The 18,871-nt window shown below is 65.1% G+C and carries 15 protein-coding genes; 6 read left to right on the forward strand and 9 right to left on the reverse strand.

What is annotated here, in order from left to right:
- Positions 1-359: 359 nt before the first annotated feature.
- From capB to VJ673_RS05810, 4 genes are all read left to right on the forward strand, one after another.
- The gene (gene capB, locus VJ673_RS05795; protein ID WP_324125102.1) at positions 360-2,111 is read left to right on the forward strand and encodes a caprolactamase subunit beta; all 1,752 of its coding nucleotides are present in this window, start codon (positions 360-362) and stop codon (positions 2,109-2,111) included.
- A gap of 23 nt (positions 2,112-2,134) precedes the next feature.
- The gene (capA, locus tag VJ673_RS05800) at positions 2,135-4,276 is read left to right on the forward strand and encodes a caprolactamase subunit alpha (RefSeq protein WP_324125103.1); all 2,142 of its coding nucleotides are present in this window, start codon (positions 2,135-2,137) and stop codon (positions 4,274-4,276) included.
- Positions 4,277-4,472: 196 nt separating this feature from the next.
- Positions 4,473-5,831, forward strand: a complete 1,359-nt coding sequence (locus VJ673_RS05805; protein WP_324125104.1) for a purine-cytosine permease family protein — start codon at positions 4,473-4,475, stop codon at positions 5,829-5,831.
- Positions 5,832-6,054: 223 nt separating this feature from the next.
- Complete coding sequence (locus VJ673_RS05810; protein WP_324125105.1) at positions 6,055-6,924, forward strand: transporter family protein; 870 nt, start codon at positions 6,055-6,057, stop codon at positions 6,922-6,924.
- Positions 6,925-7,026: 102 nt separating this feature from the next.
- Here VJ673_RS05810 and VJ673_RS05815 read toward each other — a convergent pair whose 3' ends face one another.
- The 6 genes from VJ673_RS05815 to VJ673_RS05840 all read right to left on the reverse strand — a co-directional run bounded on the left by VJ673_RS05815 (position 7,027) and on the right by VJ673_RS05840 (position 13,638).
- Entirely contained in the window at positions 7,027-7,905 is an 879-nt protein-coding gene (locus VJ673_RS05815) for an AEC family transporter (RefSeq protein ID WP_324125106.1), read from the reverse strand.
- 100 nt (positions 7,906-8,005) lie between these two features.
- Complete coding sequence (locus tag VJ673_RS05820; RefSeq protein WP_324125107.1) at positions 8,006-9,871, reverse strand: TRAP transporter large permease; 1,866 nt, start codon at positions 9,869-9,871, stop codon at positions 8,006-8,008.
- A 4-nt stretch (positions 9,872-9,875) separates the two neighbouring features.
- On the reverse strand, positions 9,876-10,919 hold the full coding sequence (locus VJ673_RS05825) for a TRAP transporter substrate-binding protein (protein ID WP_324125108.1): 1,044 nt from the start codon (positions 10,917-10,919) through the stop codon (positions 9,876-9,878).
- 47 nt (positions 10,920-10,966) lie between these two features.
- On the reverse strand, positions 10,967-11,731 hold the full coding sequence (locus VJ673_RS05830; protein WP_324125109.1) for an SDR family NAD(P)-dependent oxidoreductase: 765 nt from the start codon (positions 11,729-11,731) through the stop codon (positions 10,967-10,969).
- A 63-nt stretch (positions 11,732-11,794) separates the two neighbouring features.
- A complete protein-coding gene (locus VJ673_RS05835; RefSeq protein WP_324125110.1) occupies positions 11,795-12,796 on the reverse strand; it encodes a transketolase family protein in 1,002 nt (333 codons plus the stop codon).
- Positions 12,793-13,638, reverse strand: a complete 846-nt coding sequence (locus VJ673_RS05840; protein ID WP_324125111.1) for a transketolase — start codon at positions 13,636-13,638, stop codon at positions 12,793-12,795. The genes VJ673_RS05835 and VJ673_RS05840 overlap by 4 nt, the downstream gene beginning before the upstream one ends.
- A gap of 169 nt (positions 13,639-13,807) precedes the next feature.
- On the opposite strand from VJ673_RS05840, the gene gcvA reads away from it, so the two are divergent.
- Positions 13,808-14,710, forward strand: a complete 903-nt coding sequence (gcvA, locus tag VJ673_RS05845) for a transcriptional regulator GcvA (RefSeq protein WP_324125112.1) — start codon at positions 13,808-13,810, stop codon at positions 14,708-14,710.
- Between the two features lie 70 nt (positions 14,711-14,780).
- On the forward strand, positions 14,781-15,599 hold the full coding sequence (locus VJ673_RS05850) for a class I SAM-dependent methyltransferase (RefSeq protein WP_324125113.1): 819 nt from the start codon (positions 14,781-14,783) through the stop codon (positions 15,597-15,599).
- 26 nt (positions 15,600-15,625) lie between these two features.
- Here VJ673_RS05850 and VJ673_RS05855 read toward each other — a convergent pair whose 3' ends face one another.
- The 3 genes from VJ673_RS05855 to VJ673_RS05865 are packed head-to-tail and all read right to left on the reverse strand — an operon-like array spanning position 15,626 to position 18,850.
- Positions 15,626-16,894, reverse strand: coding sequence for a sensor histidine kinase (locus VJ673_RS05855; RefSeq protein ID WP_324125114.1), 1,269 nt, complete (start codon positions 16,892-16,894; stop codon positions 15,626-15,628).
- A 50-nt stretch (positions 16,895-16,944) separates the two neighbouring features.
- Positions 16,945-17,517, reverse strand: coding sequence for an RBBP9/YdeN family alpha/beta hydrolase (locus VJ673_RS05860; RefSeq protein ID WP_324125115.1), 573 nt, complete (start codon positions 17,515-17,517; stop codon positions 16,945-16,947).
- Between the two features lie 31 nt (positions 17,518-17,548).
- Positions 17,549-18,850: an MFS transporter gene (locus tag VJ673_RS05865; protein ID WP_324125116.1), complete on the reverse strand. Its 1,302-nt coding sequence runs from the start codon at positions 18,848-18,850 to the stop codon at positions 17,549-17,551.
- Positions 18,851-18,871: the final 21 nt, after the last annotated feature.

Consider the following 18,871-nt stretch of genomic DNA (forward strand, 5'->3'; position numbering starts at 1 on the left):
CTGTCTTGGACAGTAGTCGGCCCGGCAACGCAGCTGATGGGGGGGCGTGCCTTGGCGTCAGCTTCCCGGCGACAGCAATCCGAGACTGCCGGCGTCGCCGATAGCTTGAGGGCACATTCTAACGTCCGCCGACCGGCATGAGAGCGTCCGTCGGCTTCTCCGGGCGGCGGCCCACACCTGATCGGGGCGATCGATCTTCAGATCCCGCAGCAGGTACGGCAGCGCGACGGGTGTACTGCCCCCGCCGGCAGTACACCCCGCTCCGATCATCGACGTCGTGTATCTGTAAGCCCATCTGCCTCCGACTTACTCTTCACTCACGACAACTCAACCCCGTGAGAGGGAATGGAGAAGAGGCAATGACGAGAAAGGTCGATCCGATCACCCTGGCCGTCGTTCGCGGCGTGCTGGAGACGACGCAGCGCGAGATGACGCTGACGCTCGAGAAGACGGCGCGCTCCAGCGTGTTCAACGTCGCGCACGACTATAGCAACGCGATCTTCAACCACCGGCCGGAGATGATCCTGCAGGGTCAGGACATCCCGATTCATCTGGGCAGCCTGATCCCGGCGATGAAGTATGTCGCCGCCTATTTCGGCGACGACATCCACGAAGGCGACGTGATCTATCACAACGACCCGGGCAGCATGGGGAGCCACATCCTCGACTGCTGCATGTACAAGCCGGTGTTCTATCAGGGCGAGCTGGTGTTCTGGACGGTGTGCAAGGGCCACGTCACGGACATCGGCGGGCCGGTGCCGGCGGGCTACAACCCCGATGCGAAGGAGATCTACGCCGAAGGGCTGCGCATCCCGCCCGTGAAATTCTGGGAGAAAGGGCGGCAGCGCAAGGACGTCGTCAATTTCTACCTCGCCAACGTGCGTTCGCGCCGCGATCAGGAAGGCGATCTGCGCGCGCAGCTGGGGGCGGTGACGGTCGGCGAGCGCAACCTGATCGCGTTGCTCGACAAGTACGGCGTGCAGACGGTGCGCGACTGCATCGACGAGCTGATGAACATGGCGGACCGCCACATGCGCGAGATCATCCGCGCGGTGCCGGACGGGACCTACGCCGCGAGCGCGGTGCTGGAGGATGCCGGTCACGGCTTCGGCGACATCACGATCTCGGCGTCGGTGACGATCAAGGGCGACGAGTGTGCAATCGCGATTTCGAGCCCGCCGCAGATCCCGTATTTCATCAACTCCTACGAGGGCAACTCGATCTCGGGCGTGTTCCTCGGACTGATGATGTTCACTCAGGTCGATCCGCCGTACAACGAGGGGCTGTATCGCTGCATCACGGTCGATCTGGGTCCCAAGGGGACGCTGTGCAATGCGGTGGAACCGGCACCGCATGTGAATTGCACGACGACGCCGATGGAAACCCTCGCCGATGCGGTGCGTCTCGCGCTGGAGAAGGCGGCGCCCGAGCGCGCCGTGGGCTCGTGGGGCCACGCGAGCGGCATCAACATCGCCGGGTTCGATGCGCGCAACAACGAGGAGTACGTGACGATGGTGCTCGCGTCGCTGATCTCCGGGGCGGGCGCGACGGCGCACATGGACGGCTGGCACGCTTGCGGACCGCAGTGCTGCTTCGGCGCGCTGACCTCGGGCGACATCGAGATCCTCGAATACTCCTATCCGATCGTGATCCACCGCTACGGGCTGGTGCAGGACAGCGGTGGCGCGGGCAAGTATCGCGGCGGCTGCGCGACCGAGTGGGAGGTCGAGCCGATCGGCCACGAGATGACGGTCGTGAGCTTCGGCGAGGGGCGCAAGTACGCCTCGCTGGGCGCGAACGGGGCGCACAACCATGTGCTCGACAGCAAGCTCGCGCGCATCGACCTGAAGGTCGGCGAGAAGGTGACCGACACGCTGAGGAAGAACGTCGTGCTGAAGATCCAGGACGGCCAGCGGGTCGCGGCGATCAATCCGGGCGGCGGCGGCTGGGGCAATGCCTTCGATCGCGATCCCGAGCAGGTCGCGTCCGATGTGCGCAACGGCTTCGTGTCCTTCGAGGCGGCGCGCAAGGACTACGGCGTGGCCGTGTCGCCCGAGGATTTCAGCGTGATGGCTGACGAGACCAAGCGCCTGCGCGCAGCGGCGATCTGACAAGAAGAGAGAGGAGAACAGCAATGAGCAAACGTTTCCGCCTGGGCATCGACGCCGGGGGCACTTTTACCGATTTCGTGTTGGCCGACGACCAGGGCCAAGTCAAGCTCTTCAAGGCGACTTCGACGCCCGAGGACGGCACGAAGGCGATCGCCGACGGGCTGCAGCAGATTTCCGAAGCGCTCGGGCTGCCGATCCCGGAGATCCTGAATAACTGCGACCTGCTGGTGAACGGCACGACGGTCGCGCTCAATGCGCTAATCCAGCTTAAGGGGGTCAAGACCGGGCTGATCTGCACGGCGGGGCACGAGGACTCGATCGAGATCCGGCTCGGCCACAAGGAAGAGGGCTACCGTTACGACGCGAAGTATCCGCCGGCGACGATGCTGGTGCCGCGCTATCTGCGCCATGGGGTGCGCGAGCGTGTGCTCTCCGACGGCACGGTGCAGACGCCGCTGAACGAGGACGACGTGCGCGCGGCCTGCGAGCGCTTCCGTACCGAGGGCGTCGAGGCCGTGGCGCTGTCCTTCGTGTGGTCGGTCGCGAACGACGTGCATGAGCGGCGCGCCGCGGAGATCGTGCGCGAGATGCTGCCGGACGTGTATGTGTCGGTCGGCATCGAGGTCTTCCCGCAGATGCGCGAGTACACGCGGACTTCGACGGCGGTCGTGAATGCCTACCTCGGGCCGGTGCTGGAGCGCTATGTGCGCCGCATCGACGACTTCTTCGTCGGCCTCGGCGTGACGGCGCCGATCCGCTACTACCAGTCGAATGGCGGCATGGCGGCGCGCGACGTGATGGCGTCGAGGGCGGTCAATGCGATCAACTCCGGGCCGGCATCGGCGCCGACCGCGGGCATGCACGTCGCGGGGCCCTTGGGCATCAAGAACATCATCACCGTCGACATGGGCGGCACCTCCTTCGACATCACGCTGACGAAGGACGGCAAGACCAACCTCAGCAAGAACATCGACTTCCTGCGCTACCGCATCGGCACGCCGATGATCCAGGTCGAGACGCTGGGGGCGGGTGGCGGTTCGATCGCGTGGATCGACTCGATGGGCCTGCTCAACGTCGGGCCGCAGAGCGCGGGTGCGAATCCGGGGCCGGTGTGCTACATGCGAGGCGGCGAGTTGCCGACGGTGACGGATGCGAACGTCGTGCTCGGCTACCTCAATCCGTCCTACCTGCTCGGCGGGCGCGTGAAGATCGACGGGGGGGCAGCGCGGCGGGCGATCGAGGAGAAGATCGCGAAGCCGCTCGGCATCTCGGTCGAACACGCGGCGCACGGCATCTTCAACATCGTCAATAACAACATGGTGAATGGCATCCGCCGCGTGTCGGTGGAGCGGGGCTACGATCCGCGCGATTTCGTGCTGATCGGGGCGGGCGGGGCGACGGCACTGCACATCGCGTCGCTCGCGCGCGAGATCGGCGTCAAGAAGGTGCTGGTGCCGAAGCTCGCGTCCGGGCTGTGCGCCTTCGGCCAGATCCTTTCGAACGTGAAGTACACGAAGATGTCGGCCTGCCCGATGCGCGTCGGGCCGCATGCCGACTGGGAACGCATCGACCAGCGCTTCCATGACCTCGAACGCGAAGCGATCTGCGCGCTGCAGGCCGAGGGCTTCAAGACGCGGGACATCCGTATCGAGCGTTCGGTCGACATGCGCTATCTCGGCCAGGTGCACGAATGCACGGTCGATATCGGCCTGATGTCGGTCAATGCCGAGAGTTTCAAGGAGATCCGTCGCCGCTTCGACCAGCGGCATCAGGAGCTTTTCACGTATTGCGAGCCGGAAGGCGTCGTCGAGATCGTCAACATCGAGACGACGGTGTCGGGCGTCGTGCCACCACTGAAGACGGCGAGCGTGGTGTCGCAGCAGGTGTCGTCGGCCGCGCCGGTGAAGGAGCATCGGCAGATGGTGTTCGGCCACGGCGCTGCGATCCGCAGCGTGCTCGCGCCGGTCTATGACGACGAAGGTATCGAGCCGGGAATGCAGATTCAGGGTCCGGGGGTGATCGAGGAGGTCACGACCTCGATCGTCATCGAGCCCGGATGGGTCGCGTCGCTCGATGCGAGCGGCGTGTATGTGCTCGAAGACAGAGAGGTGGCCGCAGCGAGTTCAGGCCTCGCGGCAGCCGAAGCAGAAGCAGTCGCCGCCTGAAGCAGCCCCGCGACGTAGCGCAGCGCGGACAACAAAACCTAAAGAGACACAGCTGGGACATGCGGCTCGGGCCGCCACGGGGACGCTTTTGCTCGCGATTTCGATCGGGGCGACGGCAAGGACCGGTGGCGCGCCCACGCTCATCGGGTCCGCACGCCCAGGCGCAAAAAAACGAAACCACACAAAGGAGACCACTGTGACGACCAAGATTGAACTAAGCCCGAACGAGGACCACGAGGACTTCGCGGCGATACCGGTTCCGCACAACGAGCGGATGGGCAAGGGCGGGCTGACAATGGCCTGGTGGGCGCTGTGCAGCGCGATGTTCTGGCTGATGGTGCCCGCGACGCTGGCCCTCACGCTGGGCACGAAGAACGTCCTCATCGGGCTCGCGCTGTCGACGGTGGCATTTGCGGTCATCAACGCCGCGATCACGCGGTTTTCGATTCGCACCGGCCTGTCGGTCGCGCAGTTCTCCCAGCTCGTGTTCGGCAAGGTCGGCGCGCGTCTCGCAACGCTGATCTTCTGTGCCACGGCGATCTACTACGCCGTGTTCGAGGGCTCGGTGATCGCGGTGGCGATCAATGCCTATTGGCCGGGCCTGGAGCTGAAGTGGGCCTACCTCGTCGTCGTCTGCTACAGCGTGCCGCTGGTCTTCGGCAGCGTGCAGAACTTTATCGACCGGTTCAACGGAATCCTGCTGCCGTTCTACCTGATCGGGATCGTGCTGGCCGTCGGGATGGCACTTGCGGAATATGGATACAGCGATGCCTGGCTCCGACTCGGGCCTGCCGGCGGAGCGCCTGAGGACGGCTGGTGGCAGTGCTTCACGTACTTCATGGGCGTCTGGATCCTGATGATGTACACCTGGGATTTCGCGCGGTTGGGGCGCCCGGAGGACACGGAGTATCACGCCAAGGTCAACTTCGGCATCGTGTTCTATGCCTTTACCTTCCTGGTCAATGCCCTCGTCGGCCTCTTCATCGCGGGGACGATTCCGCTTGAAGGAGGCGTCAGCGAAGTCTCGGCCGTGCTCGGTTTGCTGAAGCTGATGGGGCTGGCGGGTCTCGCCTTCGTGTGGGTCAGCCAGACCCGCATCAATACGGCCAACTTCTATCTGTCGTCAGTGAACATGGAGGCCTTCTTCCAGTCGGCATTCGGCCTCTATCTGCACCGGATGGTCTGGGCGGTCGTCGTCGGCGTGATCGTCTACTTCCTGATGCTGCAGAACGTGTTCCACTTCATCCTGCAGGCGCTGGCCTACCAGGGGACGTTCGTCGTGGCCTGGGTGGCGATCGCGCTGGTGCATATCTACTCGATGCGCGATTCCCGGGACACCCCGGCGACCTTGGGCGACCAACTTGGCCGGGCGCCGTTGAACGGGAACTTCGCCCTCGGGACGTGGCTGGTCTCCTCAGCGTTCGGGATCCTGATGCTGCAGGCGTCGGCACCGGTAGCGGCCTGGTCGGCGCCGGCAACCGCGGCGGTCGGGGCGGCGCTCTATGCGCTGAACAGCCGAGCTAAGACGCAAGCCGCAGCCTCGGCGGTCAGCTGACGGTGTCAGTCCTCATCACTTTGTGGCGCATGTAGCCCGGGGGTCGCGCTTCTTCTCGCAAGCTGTGCAGCGCAGGCAGGCGATGCAAATCGCCTGACGCGCCACTCGAACCCTTCCAGTCACCGATTCCCTCGCTCCACTCGCCCCGGCGAGTGGGACGGGCCCCCTTTTTCCCAAGAAGGGCCGCAAAAGGCCCGCATTACATCCGCTCAAGGAGGAGAACATGAAAAAGACCCATTGCTCGAAGCGTCAGCTGATGAAGGCGGCAGCGATCGCCGGACTGACGCTCGGCGCCGCCGGCGCGGCCCACGCGCAAATCGTTCTCGGCCATCACTACCGGCCTCACTACTGGGACCTGCCGACGCAGTTCGACCAGCCCTTCAACTTCCCCGGCCAGACGCTGCTCTACAACTCGACGAGCAAGGCCTATGACGACCGCGGCAAGCGCATCGACACCGGCGTCGACACCGACACAATCTTCGGTTTCACGATCCTGCCGCACTTCTTCAAGTTCGATCCGGCGTCGAGTTGGGCCTTCGCGTTCTCGCTCAACACCTATGAACTGAGGATCAAGGATTCCAATGGCTTCAATCTCTCCGGCGTCGGCAGCGTGATCCCGGCCCTTACGGGCTGGACCAAGCCGACCCCGGACAGCACGATCGGCTTCGATATCCTGATCGGCACGCCCTTTTCGATCAGCTCCAAGCTCGACAGCCACATGTGGGACTACTACCTGCGCGGCTTCTACGACCTGAACGTCAACAACTGGAACATCGAAGCGGTCGTCGGCTACCACACGGCCGACCCGCGGTGGAGCTCGATCTCGAAGCCGAAGGACGAGTACCACCTGAACGGGCGGCTCGGCTACGACTTCAAGAACGTCACTCAGTCGAACATGCGTGTGACGCCTTACCTGTCGACCGATTACCTGCGGAATGAAAACAACAGCTCCCATGTCTGGAACGTCGGCGCCGGCGTCATGGTCACGCACAAGGATGCCGTGACCTGGTCGGTCGGCTTCTCGCAAACCGTCGACGGCCGCAACGTGCCCGAGACGCGCGCGTTGCTCGCGCAAGTGTGGATGCCGTTCTGAGATCCGCTTCCGCCTCTCGTTCGGTGGGCCCAACCTCCAGTGGATTTCCTCGGCTCCCACCGAATCTTTCCGCCCCGGCTTCAGCAGGCCGGGGCGTCTTTTTCATGACGAGAGACGAATCGCGAGGGCCGCCGAGATCGCGACCAGCGCCGCCAGGTTTCCCATGATCACGATGGACGCGACCTTTTGCGGTTCCTGCCCGTAGCGTTCGGCGAACATGAAGTTCAGGACCGCCGGGGGCAGGGCGCCGAAGAGCAGCAGCACGTCCTTCTCCGCCGACGACAGTCCGGATGCGACGCAGAACACCCACGCGACCAGCATGCCGGTGACCGGCGTCGCGATCGCGCCGACTGCACCGATTCGCCATTCCGCGAAAGGAGCGGTGTTCAGCCGCACACCCAGCGAAAACAGCATCAGCCCGGTGGAGACGTCGCCGATGATCTTCATCGCAGACATGAAGGGCGGCCACAGCGCGACGCCCGACATGCTGACGAGCACGCCGGCGGTTCCCGCGGCGAAGACCGGATCGCGGAACAGGCGCCAGATGTTCACGTTGTGGCCGAGCCAGTAGGTGCCGATCGAAAAATGCATCACGCTTTCGATCAGGAACAGGATGACGGCGGCCGGCAGCACCTTGTCCCCGAAGGCCAGCAGCAGGAGCGGCAGGCCCATGTTCCCGGCGTTCTTGAACATCATCGGCGGCAGCAGCGTCTTGGGCGAGCAGCCCGCGAGCCGGGCGACCGGCCAGCCGAGCAGACCGGACCCCAGCACGATGAGTGCGCCGCCGATCGCGATCATCCGCACTTCGGCGAACTCGAAGGAGCGGCCGACCAGCGCCGAGAAGATCAGCGCGGGAACGAAGATGTCCATGTTGACCTGGTTGGTCGCGATCATGTCGGGGCGGCGCCGCCGGCCGTAGAGGTAGCCGACGACGATCACCCCGAAGATCGGAAAGACGATGCTGACGATCTGGAAGAACATGGGCGTGTGCTTTGATGGGCAGGGGACGTGGCACCGGCACCGCCCTTGCGGGAAGTGCCGGTGAGAGTGGCGGAGTTTGGGCGCGCGGGGGAGCGGACGGTCAGCCGAGGAAGCCGATCGAGATCCAGGGCACCGCGGCGACGAGGATCAGGCCGACGAGCAGCGCGACCATGTAGCCGACGATGGGCTTCATGCCTTCGTCCGGACGGATGCGGCTGATCGCGCAGGCGGCGTAGTAACCGACGCCGAAAGGCGGGGCGAAGAGGCCCATGCCCATCGACAGGATCACGACCATCGCGTACTGCACGTCGTTGATGCCCATCTGGCGTGCGATCGGGAAGAGCAGGGGCCCGAAGAGCACGATGGCGGGGATCCCCTCCAGCACGCTGCCCAGGATGATGAAGGCGAGGATGGACGCGGCCATGAACATCGCTGCACCGCCCGGCAGTCCGGCCATCGCCTGCGCCAGTTGTGCCGAGAAGCCCGACTGCGTCAGGGCCCAGGCCATGCCCGTCGCGGTGCCGATGATTAACAGGATCGCACCGGACAGGGCGGCCGTCTCGATCAGCATCGGCAGCAGACGTGCCCACTTGAACTGGCGGTAGATGAAGAGGCCTGCGAGCACTGCATAGACGATGCCGATCGTGGAGACCTCAGTCGCCGTCGCGACACCTTCGACGACCGCAGCGCGGATGACGAAGGGCAGCGCAAGGGCGGGGACCGCGATCACGAGCTTCTTGCCGATCTCGGCACGAGTAGCACGCCGCACGTTCGACATGTCCTCGCCGCGGTAGCGCCACCACACGACCGCGCACAGCGTGATCGCGAGAACTACGCCCGGGAGCATGCCGCCGGTGAAGAGGGCGGAGATCGAGACGCCGGTGACCGAGCCCAGTGTGATGAGCACGAGGCTGGGCGGGATCGTCTCGGTTTGCGCGCCGGTCGCCGCGAGCAGCGCCACGAGGTCGCCTTCCTTGGCCCCGCGCGCCTTCATCTCGGGGAAAAGCACGGGCGCAACCGCAGCCATGTCCGCCGCCTTGGAGCCCGAGATGCCGGACACGAGGTACATCGCTCCGAGCAGCACGTAGGACAGGCCGCCGCGGACGTGGCCCAGCAGGCTCGCGAGGAAGGCCACCATCGCCGTCGCCATGCCTGTCATCTCGATCAGCAGGCCGAGGAAGACGAAGAGCGGCACGGACAGCAGAATCAGGTGTGACATGCCTTCGTCCATCCGCCCCACGACGACCAGCAGAGGGGTGTCGGTCGTCAGCGCCAGATAGCCCAGCGTCGCGAGGCCGAAGCAGAAGGCGATCGGCGCTCCGGACAGCACCCCCAGCGCGACCAGGCCGACGAAGAAGATCAGCAGGTTGAGGTTGCCGAGGTCGCGCAGCACGGGTTCGAGCAGCATCATGACGCCTGCGAGCGCCACGACGGCCCCGAGCGCGCCGACCGCATACCGCCAGTCCTCCACTCCGAGCAGCCTCAGGCCCGCCATCGCCAGCATCAGCACCGATCCGACCGGCAGGGCCGCTGCGCGCCAAGAGTTCGACAGTTCGAGGGCCGGAGTGGTGACGAAGGCCTCCTCCTGAGCGAACTCCACGGCGGGGTGGATGAGCAGAAGCAGGAAGATGACCGGTGCCGCAATGGCGAGCGTCTCGAGGAAGGTGCGCACCTTGGGCGGGACCATGCCGACCAGTGCGGTCATCCGCATGTGCTCGCCGCGCCGCAGCGCGACCACTGCGCCGAGCATCGCCAGCCACAGGAACAGGATCGAGGCGAGCTCGTCGGTCCAGATGATGGGAGTGTGGAAGAGGTAGCGGCTCGTCACCCCCGTCAGCAGGACGATGATTTCCGCTACCACCAGCAGCGCGGCCGCCACTTCCACCGCACGGCTGATGGCGACATCGATGACCGCAAGGGCGGGATGCCGATGCTCTATCGCATGAACTTGCAGAACGGCGGCCATGGCATTACCCCAGTTTTCCGGCGTACTTCTCGAGCAGGCTCCACGCCTGATCCCCGTACTTTGCTTTCCAGTCGCCATAGAAGCTGGTCTTGGCGAGCGCGGCGCGGAAGGCCTGGCGATCGACATCGATGAAGGCGATGCCCTTGGCCTTCAGGTCTTCGCGCAAGGCCGCGGACAGGCGCGCGATGTCGGCGCGCTGGTCGGCGGCAGAGCGGTCGAACTCACGTTCGACGATGGCGCGCAGGTCGGCCGGCAAGCGTTCCCAGGCGCGGCGGTTGCCCAGGATCCAGTAGCCGTCCCAGACGTGCGAAGTCAGGCTGATCGACTTCTGCACTTCGTAGAGCTTGGCGGTCGCGATGATCGGCAGCGGGTTTTCCTGGCCCTCGACGACCTTCGTCTGCAGCGCGGAGTACAACTCGTTGAAGTTGATCGGCGCCGGACCCGCTTCGAGCGCCTTGAAGAGCGAAGTCAGCATCGGGGCCTGCGGTACGCGGATCTTGAAGCCTTTCAGGTCTTCCGGCTTGCGGATCTCGCGCGTCGAGGAGGTGACGTGGCGGAAACCGTTGTCCCACGGGCGGCAGACGGAGATGAGGCCAGATTCGCCGATCTTGCCGCGGATGAAGCTGCCGAGTTCGCCGTCCATCGCGCGCCAGACGGTGTCGTAGTCGGGGAAGGCGAAGCCGGTATTCACAATGCCGGCCGCGGGCTGGAGCGTCGCGAGGACCGCCGAGGACTGGTTGAAGAATTCGATGCCGCCGCTGCGCACCTGGGACAGCAGGTCGGTGTCGGAACCGAGCTGATTCGCCGGGAAGAGCTTGATGTCGAGGCGGCCATTGCTTGCCTCGCGGATGCGGTTCAGCGCCTCCTGGGCGCGGACGTTGACCGGGTGCGTCGGGTCCTGCCCGGTCGCGAGCTTGTAGTTGAACTCGGCCGCCGAGGCCGGGCGGGTGGAGATGCTGAAGAGCGGCAGCGCGGCGGCCATCGTCGCGCCGGTCTTCAGAAATGTGCGGCGATCCATCACCTTACGGTCGTTGTCGCGAATTGTCATGATGCACTCCTCCTTTGCGGGGATCTTTCTAGTCGTTGTCGGTCGGGTCAACCGTGGATCAGCATGCCGCCGTTCACGTCGATCACGGCGCCGGTGATGTAGCCGGACAGCTCGGACGCGAGGAACAGGTAGGCGCCCGCGATTTCGTCGGCCTTGCCGAGGCGGTTGAGCGGGATCGTCGCGGCGATCTCGGCCTTCTTCGCGTCGTCGAGCTTGCCGCTCGTGATGTCGGTGTCGATCAGGCCGGGCGTGACGCAATTGACGCGGATGTTGTCCGGGCCGAATTCGCGCGCCATCGCCTTCGCGAGCCCCAACACGCCGGCTTTCGCCGCGGAGTAGTGCGGACCTCCAAGGATGCCGCCGCCGCGCTGCGCCGACACCGACGACATGCAGGCGATGGAGCCGGACTGCTGCTTCTTCATCTGCGGAATCACGGCCTGCGACAGGTACAGCACGCCGCGCAGGTTCACGTCGAGGATACGGTCCCAGCTCGCCGGGTCGATCTCCAGCGTCTTCACCGGCTGGGTGATGCCGGCGTTGTTGATCAGGATGTCGATGCGGCCGAACTCGGCGACCGCGCGGTCGGCTGCTTTCTGGCACGCGTCCCGGTCGGCGACGTTGCAGCCGTAGCCGCGGTGTTCGGGGCCGATCGACGCGGCGGCCTCGGCGGCAGCCCTTTCGTCGAGGTCGAGCACCACGACCTTCGCGCCGTGCTCCGCGAACATCCGTGCAGTGGCCAGGCCGATGCCGCGGGGAGAGGCGGCCCCGGAGATCATCGCGACCTTGCCTTCGAGGAGAAGCGAATTGCTCATCGTGTCTTTCCTTTGCTGTGTGCGCCCCGCAGGGCGCATGCGATTGTTTCGGGAGGGTCAGGCTCAGCCGAGCCAGGTCTTGATGGTCGAGGCCATCACGGCGGTCGAGATGCCGTAGCGGTCGTGCAGCGTCGGCAGGGCGCCGGCGTCGAGGAAGGCATCGGGCAGCGCGATCTGGCGGAACTGCGGGGTGACGCCGGCACGCAGCAGTTCGGCAGCGACCGCTTCGCCGAGGCCGCCGATCGTCGTGTGGTTCTCGGCGACGACGACGAGGCGGCCGGAGCGGCCCGCTTCGCGCAGGATCGTCGAGACGTCGAGCGGCTTGATCGTCGGGACGTGCAGCACGGCGACGTCGACACGGTCCGCTTCGAGCGTCTTCGCGACTTCCAGCGCACGCATCGTCATGATCCCGGACGAGATCACGAGCACGTCGCGGCCGTCACGAATGAGCTTCGCCTTGCCGAGCTCGAACTTGTAGTCGTACTCGTCGAGCACCAGCGGCACTTGGCCGCGCAGCAGACGCATGTAGACCGGCCCCTTGTGCTCGGCCACCGCTGGCACCATCTGCTCGATGTCGAGTGCGTCGCACGGATCGATGATCGTCATGCCCGGCATTGCGCGCATCAGCGCGAGGTCTTCGGCGGCCTGGTGGCTCGGGCCGTAGCCGGTGGTGAGACCCGGCAGCGCGCAGGCGATCTTCACGTTGAGATCGTCTTCGGCGATCGTCTGGTGCATGAAGTCGTAGGCCCGACGGGTCGCGAAGACCGCGTAGGTGGTCACGAAGGGCATCGCGCCTTCATGTGCGAAGCCGGCCGCGGCGCCCATCAGCAGCTGCTCGGCCATCCCCATCTGGTAGAAGCGGTCCGGGTAGGCCTGCGCGAAGATGTGCAGGTCGGTGTATTTCGCGAGGTCGGCGGTCATGCCGACGATCTCGGGGCGCTCGGCGGCGAGCTTGACGAGGGCGTGGCCGAAGGGCGCGGCCTGGGTGCGCTGGCCTTCGCCGGCGATCGAGGCGATCATCGCCGAGGTCTTCAGCTTGGGTTTCTGTGCGGCGGCGGTGCTCATGCTTTCCTCCCGGCTTCCAGCGCTTCGAGGGCCAGTTGCCATTCGTGTGCTTCGACGCGGATGAAGTGGTTCTTTTCGCGCGCTTCGAGGAAGGGCACGCCGCAGCCCATGAGGGTGTCGGCGATGATCATGCGCGGCTGGGGCAGGGGGTGGTTGCGCGCGGCGTCGAAGGCGGCGATCACGGCATCGAGGTCGTTGCCGTCGATGCGCTGGGTGAACCAGCCGAAGGCTTCCATCTTTTCGCGCAGCGGCTCGAAGGCCATGATTTGCGAGGACGGACCGTCGGCCTGCTGGTTATTGACGTCGACGATGGCGATTATGTTGTCCAGCTTGTGGTGGGCGGCCGACATCAGGCCTTCCCAGATCGCGCCCTCGTCGAGTTCGCCATCCGAGAACAGCGTATAGACGAAGGACTTCGAACCCTTGCGCTTGAGCCCCAGTGCGCGGCCGACGGCGATCGTCAGGCCCTGGCCGAGCGAGCCGCCCGACATTTCCATGCCTGGCGTGTAGCTCGCCATGCCCGACATCGGCAGACGGCTGTCGTCGCTGCCGTAGGTCTCGAGTTCTTCCTGCGGCACGATGCCGGCCTCGATCAGCGCCGCATAGAGCGCGATCGCGTAGTGGCCGTTCGACAGCAGGAAGCGGTCGCGGCCTTCCCAGGCCGGATCTTCAGGCCGGTAATTCATGGCTCCGAAATACGCCACCGCCAGCACGTCGGCGATGTCGAGCGCCTGGGCGATGTAGCCCTGGCCTTGCACTTCGCCCATCAGCAGCGCATTGCGGCGGATGCGGTACGCACGCTGGGCAAGCTCGGCGCGGGCGGCTCTTACGCTGGTATCCACGCAGTTCTCCTTTGGAATCGTTTCTCTCGGTTGGAGCGGGGGCTCCGAGGGGTCGCCGTGCCTTGGTCGAATGCGTCCGGCGAGTGGGAGAAAGCTTATTCCCTTGATTTTTCTTGCTCAAACGAATAATCATGAGAGATAGGTGAACTAAATTCATGTGAGTGTTGCAGTGCAAAATCGCGTTCCTCTCAAGGCAGTACAGGCATTTGAGGCCGCCGCGCGGCTGTCTTCTTTTGCACTTGCAGCAGAAGAACTGTTCGTGACGCCTTCCGCGGTGAGCCATCAGATCAAGCTGCTGGAGGAGCAATTCGGCGTTCGCCTCTTCCATCGGGTGCATCGCGCGGTCGTGCTGACGGACGCTGGGCGGCATTACGCCGAGGAGGTTTCCGCGGCCTTTTCGCGCATCGAGATGGCGACACGCGAGCTCGGGCGTACCGCGAAGAGCGACATCCTCACGGTGCATTCGACGCCGAGCTTCGCGACGCAATGGCTGATGCCGCGACTCGCGCGCTTCAGCTCGGCGCACCCGGACATCGATGTGCGCCTGAACGCCTCTTATCCGCCGCCGCCCGATCTGTTGATGCAGGGGGTCGATATCGATATCCGCTACGGAACGAAACGCTTGCAGCCGGCGGGCACGATGGTCCTGCCTTTCCCTGCGGAGACGATCGTGCCCTTATGTGCGCCAACACTCGCCGACGGGCCGCACCCGATCCGCAGCCCCGAGGATCTGCGCGAGCACACGCTGATCCACAGCGAGGTGTGCCTCGTGAGCTGGCGGGACTGGATGCGCCAGCATCGCAAGGTGCAGCTGGACATCTCGCGCGGCCCGCGCTTCGACCGCTCCTTCATGGCGATCAGCGCTGCGGTCGACGGTCTGGGGGTGTGCCTCGAGAGCTTGTTGCTGGCCCAACGCGAACTCGAGACCGGCCGACTCGTCGCGCCCTTCGGATTGGACGGCCCGAAGGTGCAGGGCTACACCTTCAATCTGCTCAAGTCGCGCGCCGATCTACCCAAGATTCGCAGCTTCCAGGACTGGCTCTTCGAAGAGCTGGAGAAGGAGGGAAGCTGATCGGGGATCAAAACTATCCCTTGCCCCGGCTGTCTATTGAAAATCTGAACGTACCGAATCGGGGCGAGACATGGCGAATGTTGACGACGACAAGCGCTTTGCGGGTTCTATTCCAAGGCTGTACGACACCTGTCTCGTGCCGCTCATCTTCGAACCCTATGCTGCGGATCTGGTGAGTCGACTGCAGGTAAGCCCTTCTTCTAGCGTGCTCGAAATCGCGGCGGGAACGGGCGTAGTGACTCGCACTCTGGCGGCTGAACTGCCGGAAACGGTCGCCATCGTTGCGACGGACTTGAATCAGGCGATGCTCGACCACGCGATGGCCGTCGGCACGCGGCGTCCCGTCGATTGGCGCCAGGTGGACGCGATGCACTTGCCCTTCGACGATGAGTCCTTCGATGCTGTGGTCTGCCAGTTCGGCGCGATGTTCTTTCCCGACAGATCCAAAGCTTTCGCACAAGCGCGCCGGGTACTGAGGCCAGGCGGCGTCTTTATGTTCAGCGTGTGGGACGAGATCGCCGAAAACGAATTTGCCGATGTCGTGACGAGTGCGGTCGCAGCCATGTTTCCTGAAGACCCACCGCGCTTTCTCGCGCGAACGCCGCACGGCTATTACGACCGGCAAGTCATCGAACAGGATGTGGAGCAGGGCGGATTCAGCATGCCGCCTCAGTTCCACACCGTTGCGGCGCGTAGCCGCGCCACATCTCCCCGCATCCCGGCAGTCGCCTACTGCGAGGGAACACCCTTGAGAAACGAGATTGAAACCCGCGATGCCTCACGCCTGGAGGAAGCCACCGAGGTAGCGGCGGCCGCCATCGCGGCTCGATTCGGGACCGGCGCCGTCGATGGCAAGATCCAGGCGCACGTCGTCATCGCCGTGAAGTGACCGGGAATGGGCGATTTGCCGGCAACCTATGGCTGCGGCGCGGTCAGCGGCAAGACGACCTCGAAAGTAGTCCCCTGATCCGGCGAACTGCGGAACCCGATCGTCCCCCCGAGGAGTCCCGTCACGATGCCGTGCACGGCATAGAGACCCAGCCCCGCGCCTCCTTGGCCGAGCGAGGGCGCGGAGAAGGGTTCGAAGATGTGCCTGCATATCTCGGCGTTCATGCCGACGCCGTTGTCCGAGCAGGTGAGTCTCGTGTGCGTCGCGTCGAGCCGACTGCAACTGACGTGCGCGATGCCCTCGGTGCGGCCCTCGAAGCCATGGACGAGGGCATTCACGGCCAGGTTTGTGACGACGCGGCACAGCGGTCCGGGGAAACTGTCCATCACGATGCCGGGTTCCAGCGTCGTGCGCAGTTCAAAGGGCGTGCGCTTGAAACGCGGCCGTATCGTTTCCAGCGCCTCGTCGATGACGATCGCCAGGTCGAAACGGCTTTGCAGGTCGCTTGCGGGATCGATCGCGAGCTGGCGGAAGTCCCGCACGAGGTCGGCTGCCCGCGTCACGTTGCGGTGGACCAGATCCAACCCGCTCAGTGTCGCCTCCATCACCGAAAGCAGGTCGCTGCGGCGAAGCTGGTTGCCCTGGACCAGCGCCTCCAGCTCCCGGTGGCGTTCTTCCAGCGAAGACACGACCGTCATCGCATTGCCCAGCGGCGTATTGAGCTCGTGCGCGACGCCGGCGACGACTCGTCCCAGTGAGGCGAGTTTCTCGGACTGCACGAGCTGCTCCTGGGTCTGGCGCAGCCGGGTGTTGAGTTCCGTCAGATCTTCGTTGCGATCCAGCAACTCCGTCTCGATCCGCTTGAGCTCCGTGATGTCGCGACCGACGCCGACGATGCCGATGATGTGACCCTCGCGGTCGCGCAAGGGCATCTTGGTCGTCTGCAGCCAGCCCGTCGCACCGCTGCTGAGATCGGGCACGACTTGCTCGAAGGCGATCAGCGGCTCGCCCGAGCGGAGCATTTCCTGCTCGACGGCGAAGTACTGCGATGCGATTTCCGGGGGGTAGAAATCGAAGTCGGTCTTGCCGATCATCGCCTCGGGCGTCGTACCCATGTAGTACGCCACGCCCTTGTTGGCGAAGACGAAGCGGCTGTGGCGGTCCTTGGCGTAGATGCGGTCCGGCACCATGTCGACGAGCGTCCGGAAGACCAGTTCCTGGACGTTCCAGGAGGTGTCGACCTCGGGGGGCTCGGACCGGTCGCCTTCCTGCTCGGTGCCTGGCTCGGTGTTCATCGCCGCTCACTCGTCATCTGTAGTGACAGTATGGATGACGAGTGGGCTTCTTACTTGTCGACCAGTTCCCGGATGAAGCTTTCCGCAAGCGGCCATTCGCCGAAGCCGGCTGCCGGGTTCAAGTGGCCGACGGAACCGACGTTTTCGAGCCGGCTGCCCCAGGCTTTGGCGAGCTCGGTGACGCGCTCGATGCTGCCCAGCGGGTCGTTTTCGCTCGCGGCGACGATACTCGGGAAAGGCAACGGATTGCGCGGGATCGGCAGCCAGCCATTCTCGCGCAGCGCGTCGGTCGTCGGATAGCCGGGCGGGAAGGGCGATTCGAGGTCGGCCGGTGTGGCGAGCAGCGCGCCCATGATCGGCCGGCTGTGCTGTTGCGCCCAATGCACGGTGATCATCACGCCGGCGCTGTGGGCGACGAGGATCACCGGGCCGTCGATTTCTGCGAGTGCCTTATCGAGCGCGGCGACACGCGCATCCCGGCTCAGTTTGTCGCGTTCGAGCGGCGGCACCGAGCGGGCATCGATCTGCTTTGCCTTGAGCTTCTTTTCGAGGATGGTCTGCCAGTGTTCTTCAACGTGGTCGCGCAGGCCGGGGACGAACAGGATCGTGGGGAAGGTCTTCATCGTTGTTTTATCGTGAATCGGGGTTGGAAAGTCAGCGCTGCATTGCCTCGATGCGCCTGAGGTCTTCGGCGTAGTGGCTCTTTCCGATCGCGAACGCGGCGGTGGCGGCGAGCGCGATCAGGGGCACGAATTGCATCGCGCCCATCAGGCCGATGCGATCGGCGATGAAGCCGGTGAGGAAGGGGCCGGGGGCGAGGCCGAGCAGGTTGTTGGCGAGCGTCAGCGTCGCGAAGGCGGTCGCGTGGATCGACGGATGCGTGAGGTTCGCGACCATCGCGCCCGCGGGCCCGGTCGTGCCGGCCACCATTGCCATGCCGGCGCCGATCATGACGAGTTGCGCGGGCCCGGGCGGGAGCTGGAAGGCGATGAGCAGCAGGGTCGCCGAGCCCAGCGAGTAGGTCATCGCGATCGTCCATTTGCGTCCTGGCGCGGAACGGCTCAGGCGGTCCGTGACGATGCCGCAGACGACCATGCCGATCGCGCCGACGAGGATGAACACTGCGGCGCCCACGCCGGCCTTGTCGGTCGGCAGCGCGTAGTAGCGGTTGAGGAAGCTCGGCAGCCACGCAAGCATTGCGGCCATGATGAAGAGCTGCAGCCCGCTGCCGACATAGGCGGCGATGACCGACGCCGACGAGAACAGCCCCGAGAAGATGGTCCGCAGACCAGGGCGGGCGGCCGTCTGCGCGGTGCGGCGGGACCCATTGGCGGGGCACAGCCGGCTCTCGCGCACGATCAGCGCGTAGAGGACGACGAGCGCGAGACCGAAGCCGGCCATCGCGCCGAAAGACCAGCGCCAGCCGAATTTTGCCGCGATCACGCCGCCGAAAGCCATGCCGACGACCGAGCCGACCGGGCCGCCGGCCATGAAGGCGCTGCTCAGCGTCGAGCGAAGATGGGCGGGGAAGATGCTCAGGATCAGCGCGATGCCGACGCTGCCATAAGCGGCTTCGCCGACGCCGACGCAGAAGCGCGCGATGAACATCTGGTTGTAGTTGGCGGAGATCGCGCAGGCGAGCGTCGCGAGGCTCCACAGCCCGGCCATCAGCGTGACGCTCTTGACGCGCCCCCAGCGGTCGGCGACGACCGACAGCGGGAAGGTGAGCAGGCCGACGAGCAGCGCGACGATGCTGGAGAGCGAGCCGAGCTGGGTATCGCTCAGGCTCCATTCGACCTTCAGCACGGGGAATACGGCGTTGAGCACCTGGCGCGACATATAGTCGGACAGCAGCAGTCCGAAAGTCAGCGCGAAGACGATCCAGGCGTAGGTACGTGGCGCGGTCGGGGCAGCAGGCGTTGCCTCCGGCAGGGCCTGGGCGATGTAGGCGGCCAAGCGTGTCTCCTCTTATCTTTT

This window comes from Aromatoleum sp. (assembly GCF_035254505.1).
In the GTDB taxonomy this organism is placed as follows: Bacteria; Pseudomonadota; Gammaproteobacteria; order Burkholderiales; family Rhodocyclaceae; genus Aromatoleum.